The sequence below is a fragment of the Clostridium sulfidigenes genome (genome assembly GCF_000732635.1).
Lineage (GTDB): Bacteria > Bacillota > Clostridia > Clostridiales > Clostridiaceae > Clostridium_J > Clostridium_J sulfidigenes.
Window position 1 is genome coordinate 85,778 of record NZ_JPMD01000032.1, and the last position, 17,023, is coordinate 102,800.

The 17,023-nt window shown below is 32.7% G+C and carries 19 protein-coding genes and 1 pseudogene; 9 read left to right on the forward strand and 11 right to left on the reverse strand.

Annotated features, from left to right (window positions below; translation table 11 throughout):
- Both IO99_RS12965 and IO99_RS12970 read right to left on the reverse strand, forming a co-directional pair.
- On the reverse strand, positions 1 to 456 hold the full coding sequence (locus IO99_RS12965; protein WP_035134080.1) for a LytTR family DNA-binding domain-containing protein: 456 nt from the start codon (positions 454 to 456) through the stop codon (positions 1 to 3).
- Between the two features lie 305 nt (positions 457 to 761).
- The gene (locus IO99_RS12970; protein WP_051824104.1) at positions 762 to 2,042 is read right to left on the reverse strand and encodes a serine hydrolase domain-containing protein; all 1,281 of its coding nucleotides are present in this window, start codon (positions 2,040 to 2,042) and stop codon (positions 762 to 764) included.
- A gap of 391 nt (positions 2,043 to 2,433) precedes the next feature.
- Here IO99_RS12970 and IO99_RS12975 point away from each other — a divergent pair, with 391 nt between their 5' ends.
- The 6 genes from IO99_RS12975 (at position 2,434) to IO99_RS13000 (ending at position 8,095) form a co-directional block, all read left to right on the forward strand.
- Entirely contained in the window at positions 2,434 to 3,396 is a 963-nt protein-coding gene (locus tag IO99_RS12975; protein ID WP_035134082.1) for a Gfo/Idh/MocA family protein, read from the forward strand.
- Positions 3,397 to 3,441: 45 nt separating this feature from the next.
- The gene (locus IO99_RS12980; RefSeq protein ID WP_035134084.1) at positions 3,442 to 4,425 is read left to right on the forward strand and encodes a peptidoglycan bridge formation glycyltransferase FemA/FemB family protein; all 984 of its coding nucleotides are present in this window, start codon (positions 3,442 to 3,444) and stop codon (positions 4,423 to 4,425) included.
- Between the two features lie 17 nt (positions 4,426 to 4,442).
- Positions 4,443 to 5,132 carry a WbqC family protein gene (locus IO99_RS12985; RefSeq protein WP_051824107.1) on the forward strand — a complete coding sequence of 230 codons (690 nt, stop codon included), beginning with the start codon at positions 4,443 to 4,445 and terminating at the stop codon, positions 5,130 to 5,132.
- A gap of 2 nt (positions 5,133 to 5,134) precedes the next feature.
- Positions 5,135 to 6,109: a CgeB family protein gene (locus tag IO99_RS12990; protein ID WP_035134086.1), complete on the forward strand. Its 975-nt coding sequence runs from the start codon at positions 5,135 to 5,137 to the stop codon at positions 6,107 to 6,109.
- Positions 6,096 to 6,977: a UDP-3-O-acyl-N-acetylglucosamine deacetylase gene (locus tag IO99_RS12995; protein ID WP_156964365.1), complete on the forward strand. Its 882-nt coding sequence runs from the start codon at positions 6,096 to 6,098 to the stop codon at positions 6,975 to 6,977. The genes IO99_RS12990 and IO99_RS12995 overlap by 14 nt, the downstream gene beginning before the upstream one ends.
- A gap of 71 nt (positions 6,978 to 7,048) precedes the next feature.
- Entirely contained in the window at positions 7,049 to 8,095 is a 1,047-nt protein-coding gene (locus tag IO99_RS13000) for an ATP-grasp domain-containing protein (RefSeq protein ID WP_156964366.1), read from the forward strand.
- Positions 8,096 to 8,160: 65 nt separating this feature from the next.
- Here IO99_RS13000 and IO99_RS19125 read toward each other — a convergent pair whose 3' ends face one another.
- A complete protein-coding gene (locus IO99_RS19125) occupies positions 8,161 to 8,316 on the reverse strand; it encodes a hypothetical protein (protein WP_156964367.1) in 156 nt (51 codons plus the stop codon).
- Between the two features lie 50 nt (positions 8,317 to 8,366).
- Between IO99_RS19125 and IO99_RS13005 the strand changes: the two genes are divergently transcribed.
- Positions 8,367 to 10,457, forward strand: coding sequence for a peptidoglycan-binding protein (locus IO99_RS13005; protein WP_035134093.1), 2,091 nt, complete (start codon positions 8,367 to 8,369; stop codon positions 10,455 to 10,457).
- A 109-nt stretch (positions 10,458 to 10,566) separates the two neighbouring features.
- Here IO99_RS13005 and IO99_RS13010 read toward each other — a convergent pair whose 3' ends face one another.
- From IO99_RS13010 to IO99_RS13035, 8 genes and pseudogenes are all read right to left on the reverse strand, one after another.
- Positions 10,567 to 12,255 carry a methyl-accepting chemotaxis protein gene (locus tag IO99_RS13010; RefSeq protein WP_035134095.1) on the reverse strand — a complete coding sequence of 563 codons (1,689 nt, stop codon included), beginning with the start codon at positions 12,253 to 12,255 and terminating at the stop codon, positions 10,567 to 10,569.
- Between the two features lie 145 nt (positions 12,256 to 12,400).
- The gene (locus tag IO99_RS13015) at positions 12,401 to 12,574 is read right to left on the reverse strand and encodes a hypothetical protein (protein ID WP_198028588.1); all 174 of its coding nucleotides are present in this window, start codon (positions 12,572 to 12,574) and stop codon (positions 12,401 to 12,403) included.
- A 7-nt stretch (positions 12,575 to 12,581) separates the two neighbouring features.
- Complete coding sequence (locus tag IO99_RS13020; protein ID WP_051824108.1) at positions 12,582 to 12,902, reverse strand: hypothetical protein; 321 nt, start codon at positions 12,900 to 12,902, stop codon at positions 12,582 to 12,584.
- A gap of 89 nt (positions 12,903 to 12,991) precedes the next feature.
- Positions 12,992 to 13,057: pseudogene (locus tag IO99_RS19850) on the reverse strand (GNAT family N-acetyltransferase); the annotation flags it as partial.
- 111 nt (positions 13,058 to 13,168) lie between these two features.
- On the reverse strand, positions 13,169 to 13,654 hold the full coding sequence (locus tag IO99_RS13025) for a hypothetical protein (protein ID WP_035134099.1): 486 nt from the start codon (positions 13,652 to 13,654) through the stop codon (positions 13,169 to 13,171).
- A 45-nt stretch (positions 13,655 to 13,699) separates the two neighbouring features.
- The gene (locus IO99_RS19135; RefSeq protein WP_156964368.1) at positions 13,700 to 13,858 is read right to left on the reverse strand and encodes a hypothetical protein; all 159 of its coding nucleotides are present in this window, start codon (positions 13,856 to 13,858) and stop codon (positions 13,700 to 13,702) included.
- Positions 13,842 to 14,345 (reverse strand): hypothetical protein, encoded by a 504-nt coding sequence (locus IO99_RS13030; protein ID WP_035134101.1) that lies wholly within the window; start codon positions 14,343 to 14,345, stop codon positions 13,842 to 13,844. The genes IO99_RS19135 and IO99_RS13030 overlap by 17 nt, the downstream gene beginning before the upstream one ends.
- Positions 14,346 to 14,367: 22 nt before the next feature.
- Positions 14,368 to 14,589, reverse strand: a complete 222-nt coding sequence (locus tag IO99_RS13035; RefSeq protein WP_035134102.1) for a hypothetical protein — start codon at positions 14,587 to 14,589, stop codon at positions 14,368 to 14,370.
- A gap of 498 nt (positions 14,590 to 15,087) precedes the next feature.
- Here IO99_RS13035 and IO99_RS13040 point away from each other — a divergent pair, with 498 nt between their 5' ends.
- Positions 15,088 to 15,645 (forward strand): sigma-70 family RNA polymerase sigma factor, encoded by a 558-nt coding sequence (locus tag IO99_RS13040; RefSeq protein WP_035134103.1) that lies wholly within the window; start codon positions 15,088 to 15,090, stop codon positions 15,643 to 15,645.
- Positions 15,645 to 16,721 (forward strand): DUF4179 domain-containing protein, encoded by a 1,077-nt coding sequence (locus IO99_RS13045; RefSeq protein WP_035134104.1) that lies wholly within the window; start codon positions 15,645 to 15,647, stop codon positions 16,719 to 16,721. The genes IO99_RS13040 and IO99_RS13045 overlap by 1 nt, the downstream gene beginning before the upstream one ends.
- Positions 16,722 to 17,023: the final 302 nt, after the last annotated feature.

The following is a 17,023-nucleotide window of genomic DNA, read 5'->3' on the forward strand; positions in this document are numbered from 1 at the left end:
TCATTTCCTCTTTTCTAATAATTTATTTTTTAGTGGTTTATAATAATATCTTGAAACATACACCTGTTTGTGAGTATTTTGAAATTCAACCTTACTTGATGATGATAGACTATGTGTTATGGAGTAAATATGATTTGTATTTAGAATTGTTGATTTTGAAACTCGCATAAAATATCCTGGCAAAAACTCTTCAAGTTCGTAAAGCTTGTATTTCACGGTATATATATTGTCTATGGTATGTGCACAAACCCTATTTCCTTCAGTTTCAAAAAACAATATTTCTTCCAAAGAAAGATAATATTCGGTATCTCCTCTATAAAAAGTTATACATTTCTTGTATGATAGCATATCGTGAAACATAGTTTGAATATTTTTAATGTCTTCATTAAGTTCACTACATCTAATAATAACTTCATTTTCGCTTATTTTATTATCTACCTCAATTCTTATTTTCATATTTTCACTCCCCATATTTTTATTATATTAACTATTTTTTCCTTTGTAAATATAACAACAGTAAGTGGTTAGTTATTCTTTATAAGTGGTATATTTTTATACAGATGTTACATTAAAATATATAGAATAAGAAGTTTATCTGTATTGATATATAAGTTACCCTCTTGCTAAAATACTTGTTCCAGGTAAATAGAAAACATTTTAAATTTAAAAAAGCAGCCTTTTTCAGACTGCTTTTTTGAATTCTAAACAACCAATTTATATTTTTCTATGAAATAATTCTCTTTAAGCTTTGAAGTGGATCATTATTGTTTTCTAGCTTCCCAAAAGTACATTTCTCCATTCTTGTTTTTATAAAAGGTATAACTCTCATCAATCCAAGTATGATGAAATTCAGTTTCTGATATTGGATACATTGGTATAATATATTCATCATCTAGAACAAAAAACATTTTTTCTTTGGCCCTTCCCACAGTGAGTTTCTCGCCGTCCCCTTTATATATACCCATATATTCTTCATATATTTTGGAATCTAAAGCATATTCGAGTGGTCTACTTGGAAATTGATATTCCTCTTGAAACATTATAGCAGCAAGAATATTTGTAATACGCCAAACTGCTGTAAATCCATAATTACTTAATACAATAATACTTACTTGTTCATTGATGTATCTGTCAAATCCAGTTGTGAACCCCAATCCACCACCGTCGTGACTTATCCTCTTGCGTCCGTACATTTCATCTATAAACCATCCATATCCATAATCATTATCCTCAGTTCCTCTTTCTCCGGAATTTGCATATGGTGAAAATATAGTATTCAGTGTTTCCTCTGAAACAAGGCCTCCATTATATAAAGCTTGATCCCATATTAGCATGTCCTCAACTGTAGAATAGATTTCCCCTGATCCAAATGCTACATCCATGTTTACATAATCAGTATGGATTAAATCATTATCATTTAGATAATATCCATTAGCTAACTCTGGTACAATTGCTTTATTTTTTTCAATACCAGTATTCTTCATATTTAAAGGCTGAAAAATGTTCTTACTTAAAAACTCATCATAGGTAATACCTGAAACATTTTCAATAATACATGCAAGTAAATAATATCCGTAATTAGAGTAATTCCACCTTTCCCCTGGCTCACACAAAAGAGGTTTATCTTTAAATATATTAAACATATCTTCATGTGTATGCTTTGATTTACTATACATTATTGGAAAGTTTGGTCCAAATAAATATTGAAGACCGGAAGTATGAGTTAAAAGATGATGTATAGTTATTCTTTTATCAAATTGATGAAATTCAGGAAAATAATTAGTAATGCTTTCATTAACATCTAATAAGCCTTTTTCTTGTAACATCATCACTGCCATAGCGGTAAATTGTTTTGTTATAGAACAAATTCTAAACTTTGTTTGTGATGTATTGGGAATACTATGTTCTATAGAAGCCTTTCCATAGCCTTTTTTAATGATAGTCTCACCCTTTTCAGCTACTAATATGGAACCACTAAATGCCCATGTATTGCAGTATAATTCCATAAAATCATTTATTTTTGTTGCTAATAAACTGTTCATTACTACACTCCTTATTTACATGATTTATTTTTAGTTCTATTTAATATAATCTTATAATTCAGAAAATTATATTACAATGGTAAAAAATATTTCTATATCATTTTTTACATAAAGCTACCACCTATTATAAGAGTAGTAGCTTTAACCTAAAAATTTTCTATCTTCCAGAACAGTGATTTCTAGCAGCTTATTAATTCTACGGGCTAAATCTTTAATTTTTTATACCTATATAATGCTTGCTCTTGAACCATCTGCGTTAAGTTACTAGTCCCTTTTATTTTTTTCGCTTTACTACATGAGGATCCTCAATGTAAGTAACATTTTCTATGAGTGGTGAATATACTAATTTATGATGCTTCGGCATATAGTATGTAATTGAGAGGTAAATGCAATGATGAAGCTTGCTTTAATAGGCTGTGGAAAATGGGGAAAAAATTATCTGAAAACTGTAAATGAAATAGAGGGCTGTAAATTGAAGTGGGCCTGCGACCTAGACTATGAAAAGCTGAATCAGGCAGCTGCTGTTTACCCTCAGACCAGGTTCACTGAAAATAAAGCAGATATATTAAATGACATTGAGGTACAGGGGGTTATTATAGCCACAACACCTGAAAGTCATTACATACTGGCGAAGGAAGCAATAAGCAAAGGCAAAGCTGTTCTCGTAGAAAAGCCCGTGACAACTAACAGGAAAGATAGTCATGATCTAATTGAATTGGCTACTGCTCAAAACACCGTATTGATGGCCGGCCATACATTGATTTACCATCCTGCTGTGAAAAAGATAAAGAGACTTCTGGAAGAAAAAAATATTTTTGATGATCTATGTTACTTCAACATGTCCAGAACCAGTTCAACCTCTCAGGCTCCCAAAGTAGATGTTCTTCATGATCTGGCAGTTCATGATATTTATCTTTCCCGCCACCTCATAGGGATGGACCCTATCTGGGTAATTGCCCATGGTGAAAGATATATTCAAAGTCCTTATAACAATGTTATCAATATACTGATGGGTTTCCCTAATGGTAAAATAACTTCTATATTTGCCAGCTTCATTCATAGGTCAAAAACAAGGAAAATGACACTGGTTGCATCGAAAACAAAATTGGTATTTGACGATGCACAGACTGCCGATAGAAAAATCCAAATCTTCCATAACGGAGATCAGGAGCATTTTTTGGCAGTGGAAGACAATTTGGAACCTCTGACACTGGAGTGTCTTCATTTTATGGAATGCATTAGAGAACACAAGGAACCTATTAGCGGCAGAGAAAATATAGAATTTGTGGCAAAAATAACTGATTGCATTTCAGAATCTCTCGCAAAAGGAGGAGAGAAAATTAACATCTTTTGATGGAAATGGTAAGCATTATAATCAGGAAAGTGTGGTGAAATTATATTGTTTGTAAAGAACTATTCAAAAGAACTTGAGAATGAATGGGAGGGATTTGTGAGTTCCTCAGTTAACGGTACTTTTATGCAGGAGAGAAAATTCCTTGGTTATCATCCTTCAGGCAGATTTTCAGATCATTCCCTCATATTTATGGAGGATAAGAGAATCATTGCTGTTCTTCCTGCTGCCGTAGTACAACAAGAGGATAAACGTATCCTGGTTTCCCACCCCGGCGCTTCCCATGGAGGACTGATAATAAAGTCCAGTCTAAGTACTAAAAAATGCCTGGAATTAGTAAGTGCCCTTATTGAATATTGTACCATGGCTGGTTTTGACTATATACGGCTAAAACCGGTTCCAAAGGTTTACCATAAGGAGCTTTCGGACCAACTTGACTTTGCTTTAAGGTTTTCTGGTTTTAGCATTGAGTATACAGAGCTTGCCACAGTGCTTGAGCTAAAAAAAGGTGAGGAATCTTTTGTAAAGCGGGTAATGAGTGACACAGCTTTTCGAAACTATAAGAAGGCATTGAAAAGTGGGTTATCAGTGGTGGAAGATGCTGATATAAATGATTTTTGGCCTATTCTGGAAGATAAACTAAAACATAATCATAATGCAAAGCCTGCACATACATCAGATGAAATCAAACATCTAAAAACCATTTATCCAGACAGAATAAAACTCTTTGCAGCATATGAAGGAGTAACTCCTGTAGCGGGTGTTTTGGCATTTTTACTAAACAATAGAGTTATAAACTGTTTTTATATTGCCCACCACGATGATTTCCAGCATAAGAGGCCCCTAAACCTTATTTTTGGTTATATGATGGAATGGGGACTAAAAAACGGCTTTTCATATTTAGATTGGGGTATTTCCACTGAGTTAAAAGGAAGTAGAGTCAATACAGGGCTGTTCCGTTTCAAAGAAGGCTATGGAGGGCATGGGGTATTGCGAGAATGCTATTTGTATGAAGTACACAATAGCAAATAATATAAAGGAGTGGTGTAATGAAATTAGCAGGTCATCAACCGAATTATATTCCCTGGCCCGGATATTTTGTTAAGATGGCACAGTGTGATATTTTTTTTATTTTAGATACTGCTCAGTTTCAAACAGGCAGTTCATTGGATAATAGGAATCTTATCAAAACTTCCCAAGGGACTCAGCTACTAACTGTGCCGGTGAAACGCAAAGGCATGGGCTTGCAGCATTTTAATGAAGTTGCTGTTATACCGGGTTGGAAAAGGCATCATCTTATGGCACTCAAAGTAAACTACGCAAAAGCACCTCATTTCAAAGAAGTTTTCCCCATGATGGAGCAGGTATTGCAAGATACCGGATATCTTATAGATACCAACATAGCTTTCATCAAGCTGGTATATGACCTGCTGGGACTTAAAACAAAGCTTGTGTTTTTATCAGATTTACCTCAATTTTCTGAGCTTCGAAAAAACGAACTTATAGCTGCAATCTGCCGCCACTTTTCTGCTGACAGTTACCTGTCCGGTATTGGAGGAAAGGCATATAATCAACCAGAGATTTTTGAAAAACAAGGTATTAAATTGGAATATTTGGATTATGAGCCTATAGCATATCCACAGCTTTGGGGCAACTTTATACCCAATTTATCTATAGTTGATATGTTATTTAATTGTGGTGCAACTGGCACACGCAAGCTTTTGTTGAAAGAGGTGTAAGGATGAAAAGAATACTGTTTTTTGCACATAGTTCTAAATATACTCTTGGGCTTCCCCAGGGTTTTAAGGAACTTAACTGCCCTGTTTTTGTCCTGAGGGATTTAAGTAGAAGTTCTATAATAGACGCAGTTGACAACTTTAGGCCTGATATTATGATAACAACTGGATGGGCTTACCGCAGGTATAGCCGTGAGCATATAGACGAGCTTACGAAAAGAGCTTCTAAATATAAGGTGAAACATGTCTATTGGGCAACTGAAGATCCAAGATGGACCGAAAAGTGTTCCTTCAGGTGTATCGAAACCTATAAACCTAATGCAATTATGACCATACATCCTGGTAGTGTAAATAAATACAGGGAGTTTGGACTTCCCGCCGGGCATCTGGATTTTGGCTGCAATCCGGAATTCAATAAGACTGAACCTCCAAGCAGTAAATACGATTATGATGTAGTTCTAATTGGAAATGGCGGAAGAGAGTGGAAATCATATCGGAAGGATAGCGTTCAGATATTACTTAAGCCTTTGGTGGAAAGAGGATATAACATTGCTATTTGGGGTAAGCGATGGGACCGTTTTAATGAGGAGTTAATGGGTTTTAAGATCCCACCACATATGCTTAAAGGTGAACTGCCTTATGAGGAAACAAATAAAGTATATAATTCAGCTAGAATTATATTAGGTTTGCAAAATGACCATGACATGTTAACATCTCGGACTTTTGAAGTACTAGGTTCTGGCGGTTTTTTGCTTACGGTACCAACACAATCTGTCACCAAGCTATTTATAAATAATGTTCACCTGTCATGTGCTTCTTCCCCAGAAGATACAGTTGACCTGGTAAATTATTTTCTTAAAAATACCGCAGCAAGGCAAGAAATAGCGCACAATGGTCAGCGGTTGGTTTATTTAAAACATAGTTATAAGGAACGGGCCAGACAAATTCTTGATTTCTGTAGTTTATTTGAAAGGAATTGAAATTGAAATGGATAATCAGACAACTATTAAACAAAAGGTTTCTTTAATGGGTACTAGCATTGCTGGCGAAACTGATGCAAAGGTAACTTTTTATCCAGCTCCGCCGAGTACTGGTATAATATTTATCCGTAATGACCTGCCAGGCTGCCCTAAAGTAAAATGCTCATTTGAAAAAGCAAAGGTTGAATACAGATGGACTTCTCTTGTTGATGGAGATGTTCGCATCGAACACACCGAGCATGCCTTGGCAGCCTTATCAGGATTAGGTGTGGACAACGTATTTATTGAGCTAGAACAGGCCAGCCTGCCCGTAACAGAAGATTACAGCAGTAAAGAGTTCAATAGAGCCCTCACAGGAGCTGGGATAGTGGAACAAAATGCCAAGAAGGAAATAATAAAAATACTTAAGCCCATTATTGTATATAAACGTGAAAGCTTAGGGGATATGGAATATGAAAAGTTCCTGATAGCTCTTCCCTACGATGGCTTTAAACTAACCTATATGGTTGACTATCCCAATCTGCCCCAATTATCTCAAGTAGCTGAAATGGACATAACTCCTGAAACCTTTGCTAAAGAGCTGGCAGATGCCCGTTCTTATATAATTGAGTCAGAGATTGAAGATGTTGTAAACCTAACTGGGAAAGTCAGCTCAAATGTATTGGTAGTGAAATCTGGGGCTGAGTACAGGTCGTGGAAATGGCCCAATGAACCTGCCCGGCATAAAGTTCTTGACCTTCTCGGAGACCTTGGCTTGCTTGGGAAAAAGGTACTGGGACATGTGATAGGCTTCAGATCCGGTCACCGGTTAAATCTAGAGCTATGTAAAAAAATTTATGAGGAGTGTAATGATGATCGCTTTAGCTAAACCTATGGTTGGTATAATGGTAGTTTCAATACCTGTTCACCCAGGACTAACAGAACAGGAGGTTGATTACATTGTCAGCAGTTTGCAAAAATATGAATGAAATCAATGGTACTATCGGTGTATTGGTTACAGGTGCAGGTTCCGTATACGGCCTGGGTATTATCAGGTCACTGAAAGAATCGGTGCTTCCTGTTGAAACAATAGCAATTGACTCTAACCCATATTCCCTAGGTTTATTTTTTGCCCACAAAAGCTTTATCGCACCACAGGTAGTAGATGAAGAAAGCTATTATATGTTTATTAAAGATCTTTGTATAAATCATCAGATTAAAGCCATATTTATCGGCTCTACAGCAGAGCTTCCCTTTTATTCAAGAAATAGAGAATCCATTGAAAGATCTACAGGAGCAAAGGTGTTTGTAAATTCTCCTGCAGTGATAGAGCTTTGCACCGATAAGTGGCTGACCATGTGCCATTTATCACGCCACCGTTTTCAAATTCCTGCAAGTATCAGGTATCCTGAAGATGCTAGTATGCTCTCCTCATTTATTGAAAGTACTGGGTTTCCCTTGATAGTCAAGCCGCGTTTTGGACGTGGCTCAGTAGGTGTTGTTCTAGTAAAAGATAAGCAGCAGTTGCTTGAAAATATAAAGGGTAAGAAAAGCCTACTTATACAGGAATACCTTACAGATGAGGAGCAAGAGTTTACCGTAGGGATTTGCATAAATCAAAAGGGAAAGGTCATTTCCAAAATCGCTTTAAGAAGGTATTTGCTGGAAGGAGTTTCTATTGCTGCAGTTTCTGATGATTATCACCACATTGCAGATTATTGTGCCATGGTTGCAAGTACACTGGGAGCCTATGGGTCTATAAATATTCAATTGCGCCTTAAAGATTGCATGCCAGTAATTTTCGAAATAAATCCCAGATTCAGTAGTTCTACATCCATGCGGTTACTATTTGGAATAAATGAGCCAGAAAGCTTAATACGCTCAGAAGTACTTTGCCAGGAGGTAATACCCGACAGCGCAGCAACTGGCCTTGTATTGAGGCAATACATCGATTATTACTTCCCACTAGATAAGCTTAACTCCCTTTCTACAACCAGACTTTACTAGATATAAATATTTACGTAAAAGTTGTTGAAAACCACGACTAATTAGGTTGTGGTTTTTTATGTTTTTTATTTATAGAATCGAGCTGCAGTATCCTTTGCAGCAAAGGGCTCAAATATATATCTGCATAATCCTTCATACAACGGAAACTTCAATGTACTTTCAAAGCTTTTATCCGCTGACTTTAATACAATTATTTTTATAACACAATGTGCCAGTATCAAAACAAAACTACATCAATATAATATATTAGATCAATATTTAGTGGTGTAAAATGGGAAAAGGATATATAATAGTTCAACTTTCAAAGGAACAAGAAGCCTTACCTATCACAAGTGCAAAGATAAAAATTAGAGATCAAAAAACAAAAGAGGTTATTTTTGAGACAGACAGTGGTGTAGATGAAAGTGGCAGAAGTGAGATTATTGAGTTAGATGCTCCCGATAAAAATTTGTCATTAGAACCAATGAATAAAACATATATTCCTTATGCTAGATATGATGTGTTAGTAACCGCAGAAGGATATAATAATGTACTAATAGAAGGTGTTAGTATTTTTGATGAAACTACTTCTATTCAAAATGTATCATTAACTGAGATAGTTAAAATTGGTGTAGCTTCATTTTACAACACAACGGAAAATAGGATCGTTATACCTCCTCATCAATTATTATTGGATGTTCAAAGAGATCAGAAAACTGGAGTGTTATCTCAACCTTTTGTATTAAGAGAAGTATATATACCAGAGTATATTACAGTACACCTTGGAGCTCCTAGTGCATGGGCGCAAAATGTCACTGTCAGGTTTGTAGATTATATTAAAAATGTTGCTTCCCATGAAGTTTACCCAACATGGCCTGAAGAATCCCTAAGAGCCAACATTTATGCCCAAATAACCTTTGCCCTTAACAGAGTTTATACAGAATGGTATGTAAGTAGAGGTTATTCATTTCAAATAACAAATTCTACAGCCTATGATCAATATTTTGTATATGGAGGAAATGTATTTGAGAATGTAAGCGAAATTGTAGATTCTATTTTTAATGAATATTTTTCTATAGTTAATAGTAATGCACCATATTTTACACAATATTGCAATGGTACAACAGCTAAATGTAATGGGTTATCTCAGTGGGGAACTGTAGACTTAGCAAATGGTGGTAGAAATGCTTTTGAAATATTACAGTATTATTATGGTAATGATAAAATACTAAAAAGAACTCCAATAATTGCTGGGTTAGTTGAGTCATATCCTGGATCAGCAATAAGGAGAAACGATAAAAACTCCAATGTAACTATAATACAACAACAGTTAAATAGAATATCACAAAATTATCCTGCTATTCCTAAGTTAATTCCTGTAGATGGAATCTTTGGACCTAACACTGAAGCATCCGTTAAAGTATTTCAAAGAATATTTAATTTAGTTCAAGATGGAATAGTGGGAAGAGCAACCTGGTATAAATTATCAGCAATTTATACTGCTGTAAAAAGATTAGCTGAATTAGATCAAGAAGCAGAAGAAAATATGATTATTGAAGAATTAGATGCAAGTTTTGATGGAGATTATCCATTAGGAGGATTAAAATATGGTTCTAAAGGAGGAAAAGTAAGGGAGCTACAGGTATATTTAAGTACCCTAGCAGAGGCTTATGGATTAAAGAAAAATGCTATAACTGGTATTTTTGATTATAAAACTCTAGAAACCTTAATGGAATTTCAAAAGGCATTTAATTTGCCTATTTTAAAATCAGTTGATAGAAGGCTTTGGAATACTATATACTGTGCCTATGTAGATTTAGAAGACATTTACTCAGTAGAGGACTTAACTAGATATCCAGGGTATGTTTTAAGGAAAAATTTTAACAATAAAGATGTAAGAAGACTTAAAACAATGCTTAAAAAGATATCTACATTATATAAAGAGATACCAGAAGTTAATGTTGATAGAGATTTTGATGGAAGAACACAAAATGCTGTGTTAAGATTTCAAAGAACCTTTGGATTAGTTCAAAATGGCGAGGTGGATATTAATACTTGGAGGAATATTGTATTTGTATATTTGGCATTAGACTCTGGTAGGGATATAAATACATCAGATATTCTTTTCCCATTCCCATTTGAACTAAAACTTGGAGATAACAATGGATATGTTGCTGTTCTTAAAGAGTATATGAATGTTTTAGCTAAAAACGGATATAACATAAGAATTCTACCTATAGATAATATATTTGACTTAGCAACAGAAAGAAATGTTAAGAGTCTTCAAAAGGTATTTGACCTAAGGAGAACTGGAGTTGTGGATAGAATAACCTGGGAAAAAATCGCATCAACCTATAACGACTTCTTCACTGGTAGAAGGTAAGATCCACTCTTAATAATTTATATAGCTATGGAAAAACAGCTAACTTCAACAAAAAGATAGTAGGTAAATTTGTGTTTACACAAATTTACCTACTATCTCTTAATCTAAATTAAACTTTAAATTTTTCAATTAATTCTTGAAGTTCTAAGAACATCTGTGATAAGTTTCTACTTGAATTAGCTATTTCCTCAATGGAAGCAGTTTGCTGTTCTATTGAGGCTGAAGCTTCCTCACTTCCTGCTGAGTTTACTTCTGCCACTGATGAAAGTGTTTCCATAGTACCTAACACTTGATTTTTCATATATTCTATTTGTTTTTCTGCTTCGTTTATTATTAGAACTGCATCATTTGACTCTTTTAATGCCTCTGCAATTTCTTTATATTTACTATCTGCATTGTTAACATTTTTAATTTGTTCATTATAAATATTTTCTACTTCTAACATAGTTTCTACTGCATTGTTTGAATTTTTTTGTAAGGTTTTAACCATACTATCAATTATCTTTGTTGATTCTGTAGATTGTATAGAAAGTTTTCGAATTTCCTCTGCTACTACGGCAAATCCCTTACCATGTTCACCTGCTCTGGCTGCTTCAATTGCTGCATTTAAAGCCAATAATTTGGTTTGTTCTGAAATAGAAGTAATAATATTACTTGCCTCACTAATTTTATTAGAGTTCTCATTTGTTTTCATGATATTATCATAGACACTTTTTGATGCAATATTCCCCTCCTTAGTTATCATTGACAATCTATCAATTACAACTAACCCTTCTTTTATTAGCTCATTCACTTTTTTTGATGCCTCTGTCAGTATTCCTATATTACTTGAATCTTCTTCTAGAAGATTTCCAAGTTCCATAAGCTTTTCTGAGCCTTCAGTTGTTATTGCAGCTTGATTCATAGCAGTCTTTGCAATTTCATCTATGACTTGCGCTACCTCTTCAGCAGTTGTTGCAGACTGCTGTGAGTTTACTGTTAATTCTTCTGATGAAGTTGATACATCCTTTGATAACCCTTTTACTGATACTACAATACTATGAACAGTAGCAGCAAAGGTATTAAAATATTTTGCCATAGTTCCAATTTCATCTTTAGATTTAATTTCAACTCGTTTAGTTAAATCTCCATTGCCTTCTGAAATATCTTTAAGAACCTTTGTAAACATATGTATTTTTTTAATTATAAGATTTTGTATAACAAAGAATATAATAATACTTATTATAGTCACAATACCAAATATAAGTAATGACCTTATATATAAAGCTTTAATACTTGATTTAATCTTCATACTTCCATCATTAAAATTAGTCTCTGCTAATTCTACAAAACCATCAACACTTTCTTCCATTTCCACTGCATAAGGATCAAACTTTTCCATATATAGATTTCCAGCATCAGTTCCATCCTTAATATATGCATTGGCCATGTCTATACCCATTTTGTAGTAATCATCTAAATTTTGTGAAATTGAGCTTAGAGTTTGTCCATCTCCACCTAATTCTTCTAATTTATTAATATTATTTTTTGCACTTTCATAAAATTTAGCAGCTTCATCAAATCCATCATCAAATCCCGGTTTTGCACGTGTTGCAGAAATATCTGTAAGCCATTGCTGGATTTGAACTATGTCTTTTTGTAACGATAATGTAGTAATCATTAAAGGTGTATTTTTTGTTTGATGTTCATCTACTTTTGCAGATATGTCGTTTAATGATGATAGTGTAAAGAACATTAATATTCCAGTGTTTATAATAATCAATAAAATCATTGCACCAAGTTTTGTTGATATTTTCATATTCGTCTCCCCCAAACTATTCAATTGATAAATATTGCTATATTTATTCCAATATATTGATTATATCACCCTAATTTGCAAATTTCACTAAGTAATTGCACTTTTTTAATTTTATTTTACATTTATGTTTTATTTTACTAAAATGTTATAAAAAGTAGAATGCTAAGATTCTACTGCTTTTTATGCTTTCATATTTAACTACTTCTATATATACATTCTGAAACTTCCCTTCAACCATTGATAAAATATGTAACATCCCACAGATTGCCTTTGCACTATTGCCGTACCATAGATAAATATCTTCATCCTTACATTTCATTATATCTTTATAATCTTCTGATTGGGAAAAATAAATATAAATCAAATTCTTCAACTTCCTCAGCTTGTAAATTCTCAAACACAGTAGCTTCATGGAACTTTCCATGTACACCACTTAATCCACCAGGTATTAATTCAATTCCCGTAAAGGCATCAAAGTTCTTGCCATCTGCTGTTGCAATATTAAAACAACTACAGTTTTTAAATCCATGTTTAGGATAATAGCCAGGTTCTCCCAATATAATAATTACTCTATACCCTGCTTCTCTAGCAAGCTGCATTTGAATATATTCTGTTGCAACATTTGTTTGGCAGAGGGTTTTACCCATAAAACATCTACCTTTCCTACTTTTTGAGCAATTTTCTTTACTTCTTCATGAAGGGGCAAATATGAAATTCCAACGGACATAAATTAATCTTACTTCATCATCTCGCTTCCATAACCCTTACCCCAATGCTGGTTGAGTAGCCAATATCCAACTTCTGCCCACTGAAGATATCAAGTATCATATGTAAAATTTAATTATATATAAATACATAAAGCAGCCAGTTCATCAACTAACTGCTTTTCTTTATTTTTTATATAAAATAATGCTTATCTATCATGTTCAGTTCTTAGCTTAATTGGTATAAATGTTTCCATCTGTGCCCATCCCTGTGCCTTGATGATATCCTGAGGAGTAATAATATGCCCCATACTATAATGATTATGGCGTTCATCCAATTCAAATAATTCTGATTTATTAACGTATTCTATAGCCTCATTATACAATTTACTACCCATTTCTTCATCGCCGTCTCTATATGTGTAAGTAAGATAATATCCGCCATCAAAGTCAACTACATCGTTACTACCACTATCCATGTCCTCATTTAGTGCCCACCACCAAACCATACCTTGTTCTACAGGATCAAAAAATAAAAAATCTCGTGGCATAAAGTCATCTCGTGGCAATGGCTTAATGTCAGAAAAATATGCATCAAACTTTCCCAATATTCCTTCTTCAGAAAAATCAAAATTTTTATCAACCCCTGATGAAGCAGCTTTAAACGGTGGTAATGAAACAATTCTAAATTTCATAATTCCATCTCCTTGTATATATTACAAAAATTTTATTTTATATAATTATAACATACCTCCTAGCCATAATATACTTTTATCATATTTACTACTCTTCTTTATGATATAATCTTTAATTGAATAGATATCAATAGTATGAGCTTCTCCAGTATAGTGAATCCATAAAATCAACTCATCTTTACCCTCATTATCTAAATCTTTCATATAAATTCTTTGTATACCTATCTAAAATTTCTTTCTGACCTTTCATATAAGCTCCCATATCTACTACTTTTATATCATTGTTTAATAAGTTTACAAAGCTTTCTATATAACCTATGGTATCTGCATTATTAACTCCAATCACTCTTTGTCTTAAAAATAAATAATAGTTTTTTTCAGATACAAGCTTAATTGGAAATGCCCCATTAATTGCTGAAACGGTAGGTACTTCTTTTGATTTAACTTTCTTATTTTCGTCATATATCATATTTAAATATATAGTTGGGCTTTGTGAAATATCAAAAGTAAATTTTTCCTTTAAGGTAACTGACTCTACTAGAACTTTATATTCATCTAAATACTTTGCCGTAAATACATACTTTTCTGAAAACATATCTGGATTAAATATTTCTACAAGCTCTCCATCTATGTAATCATAAATTGCTGCTATAGCATACCCTCCTGATCCTCCATATTCACCTCTTACCATTATTTCATCTTTTCCATCACCATTAAAATCTCCTAAAAAAAAGTTCTAAATCATAGCCACTATAGGGTATTTTTGTAGTTATAACAGATCCATCTTGTTCATTTACTACTATATTCACATTCTCTACATAGCCACTATCTTTATATAAATAAGTTCCTACTAAAATTACTTTATCATAATTATGTTTTTTAGTTATACTTCCACCTTTAACATCTATTATTGTTTGATTCGTTAGATTATACATACACAAATATTCCTTTAAATCTATCATTATAATCTATCATATTAACTCTCTTCAATAATGTTTACTCGTATCTACTTATTTTGTTACTTCTAATACCTTCTAATATACGTCCTATTCCCATACCTATAAAAGAACCTGCAGGCCCTCACATATAGTACTTTTATGAATTTTTACTCAACACTTTACAATTATACCAGATAATATTATAATACGAAAAATAATCATTACAAGGTAAAACTTTGATTTGAATTTCTGCTACAGCCAAAATATTATTAGCCTCTACGGAAAATCGTGGTGATTAATTCAATAATTTAAAATTATAAATTTAGAATTTTAATTTTAAAATTACTTACACTAAGAAAATTTAACCATTTATATAAGAATAAAAAATATAAAAATTTATATTTCTGATTATTGATAGAAACACGTAACATATTTACGAATTAATAGGTGTAATGGCCAATTACATTAGCTAGTATATGAATAAGGAGCATGAAAATGAAAATTACAGAACAAAACTTTATCTTCCAATTAAAAAATAGAAATGAAAAAGCTCTAGAATTTGTTATATCTGAATACGGATGGATTCTAAATACAGTTGTAAAAAAGCAATTATATCAACTGCCAAACTTACATGATGAATGTATGAATGATGTGTTGCTTGCTATATGGGAAAACATAGAAAGTTACGACAGAAATAGAAGCACCTTTAAAAATTGGATAGCTGGAATCACTAGATTCAAAGCCATTGATTGTAAAAGAAGATATCTTCGTTATCTAAAAGAAGAGCCTTTAGAATCTGTAGGTGAAGTTTCTGATTCTAAAATTAATATTAATGTTTTGGAACAAGAAATCTCTGAAGAAGTAGAGAAAATGTTATCCTATCTTAACGAAAAAGACAAGATGATCTTTAAACGATTATTTGTTGATGAGAATACTGTGGAATCTGTAGCCATAGATATGGGTATAGAAAAAGCGGTGGTTTATAATCGCGTTTCTAGAGGAAAGAAGAAAATCAGAAAATGTTATTCTCAACTTAGAAAGGAGCAATTTTAATGAATGAAATATATTCTTTACTAAATGACGTAGAAACAGATATAGATTTTTTTAAAAAAGAGGACTTAACAGATATAGAAAAAAGAAAAATGAAACGGATGGTACGCAATAAATTCAAAAAGAAACTAAACTATAAGCGTATTATAAGTGTAGCATGTGTAACATTTGCAATATTATTATTTACAAATGCTATCTTTGGTAGTGAAATAAATGCTGCAGCCCAAAGTATTACTTCACTGATTAGTGATTTTCTAGGAATTAATAAAGTTGATGAAGAATTACTGGATTATACAACAGTAATCAATACTTCCAAATCAGATAAAGGATATACTATAACACTAAACAAGGTTATTATTGATAAAAATGAAATGATAGTAACTAGTACAATTAAATCAGACAAACCTACAGGTAATTTTCTATTTCCTTCTGCAGATATGTATGTGAATGGAAACCATTTTTATCTTATTGGAGGTCAGGAAATTAATCGATTGGATAATTATACTGTGGAATTAATAAGTACATGCGAGTTGTATAATACAGAAGATTTTAATGCAGAAATAGATACCAATACAAAACTTAATATTGAGATTATTTATAATAAAATACAAACATCAGGAACTTATAATGAAATTACAGGAGTCACGAATGAAACTTTTGTAGAAGGAAATTGGAGATTCAATTTTACTGCGGACGGAAAAGCTCTATCTAAAGATACTTATCATTTTCCAATGGATGAAAGCTTCTCATTATCCTCTGAACAAGATGTACAAATAACAGAGTATACTAGCAATGATCTAGGTCAAAAAATATTTTTTAATGTTTCAGACGTATTAGGTAGCTATAACACCGATTATATTATGGAACTAAGAGGTACCGATGATCTTGGAAACGAAGTAAAATTTAATTTAAAAAGACTGCATGGTGAAAATGGTAAAGGTTGGTTCTGTAATAACGGTGGAATCAGCACAGATGCTAAAAAGCTTACACTGACTCTATATGCTACGAAATGGCCATCAGAAGACTTTACTCCAATTGGAGATGAATTTATCATAGAATTAGATAATATTAAGAAATAAAATTACTAGTTTATATATAGAAAATTATACAATTATGAAAAATCGCATAATTTCCTTTCTTGAATTATGCGATTTTTAACTTCTAATTATTTAATTGCAGTTTATTTGAGCCTGTGAAAAAAAGTCTGTAAATTACAAATAATAGCAGCTTTCTATGATAAAATAAATATATCATGGGAGGCTGTTTTTATGGTGAAAAGAAAAGAAAGATTAAGCGAAGGAAAAAAGAATATCATAGCAGATTTAATTAGAGAATATGACATTCAATCTGCAGAAGATATTCAAGATGCATTAAAAGACTT

Bases quoted from the DNA above. Each gene is read 5' to 3' on its own strand.
- IO99_RS12965 (WP_035134080.1), bottom strand. From the start codon at position 456: ATGAAAATAAGAATTGAGGTAGATAATAAAATAAGCGAAAATGAAGTT.
- IO99_RS12970 (WP_051824104.1), bottom strand. From the start codon at position 2,042: ATGAACAGTTTATTAGCAACAAAAATAAATGATTTTATGGAATTATAC.
- IO99_RS12975 (WP_035134082.1), top strand. From the start codon at position 2,434: ATGATGAAGCTTGCTTTAATAGGCTGTGGAAAATGGGGAAAAAATTAT.
- IO99_RS12985 (WP_051824107.1), top strand. From the start codon at position 4,443: ATGAAATTAGCAGGTCATCAACCGAATTATATTCCCTGGCCCGGATAT.
- IO99_RS12990 (WP_035134086.1), top strand. From the start codon at position 5,135: ATGAAAAGAATACTGTTTTTTGCACATAGTTCTAAATATACTCTTGGG.
- IO99_RS13005 (WP_035134093.1), top strand. From the start codon at position 8,367: ATGGGAAAAGGATATATAATAGTTCAACTTTCAAAGGAACAAGAAGCC.
- IO99_RS13010 (WP_035134095.1), bottom strand. From the start codon at position 12,255: ATGAAAATATCAACAAAACTTGGTGCAATGATTTTATTGATTATTATA.
- IO99_RS13015 (WP_198028588.1), bottom strand. From the start codon at position 12,574: ATGAAATGTAAGGATGAAGATATTTATCTATGGTACGGCAATAGTGCA.
- IO99_RS13020 (WP_051824108.1), bottom strand. From the start codon at position 12,902: ATGGGTAAAACCCTCTGCCAAACAAATGTTGCAACAGAATATATTCAA.
- IO99_RS13025 (WP_035134099.1), bottom strand. From the start codon at position 13,654: ATGAAATTTAGAATTGTTTCATTACCACCGTTTAAAGCTGCTTCATCA.
- IO99_RS19135 (WP_156964368.1), bottom strand. From the start codon at position 13,858: ATGAAAGATTTAGATAATGAGGGTAAAGATGAGTTGATTTTATGGATT.
- IO99_RS13030 (WP_035134101.1), bottom strand. From the start codon at position 14,345: ATGGTAAGAGGTGAATATGGAGGATCAGGAGGGTATGCTATAGCAGCA.
- IO99_RS13035 (WP_035134102.1), bottom strand. From the start codon at position 14,589: ATGTATAATCTAACGAATCAAACAATAATAGATGTTAAAGGTGGAAGT.
- IO99_RS13040 (WP_035134103.1), top strand. From the start codon at position 15,088: ATGAAAATTACAGAACAAAACTTTATCTTCCAATTAAAAAATAGAAAT.
- IO99_RS13045 (WP_035134104.1), top strand. From the start codon at position 15,645: ATGAATGAAATATATTCTTTACTAAATGACGTAGAAACAGATATAGAT.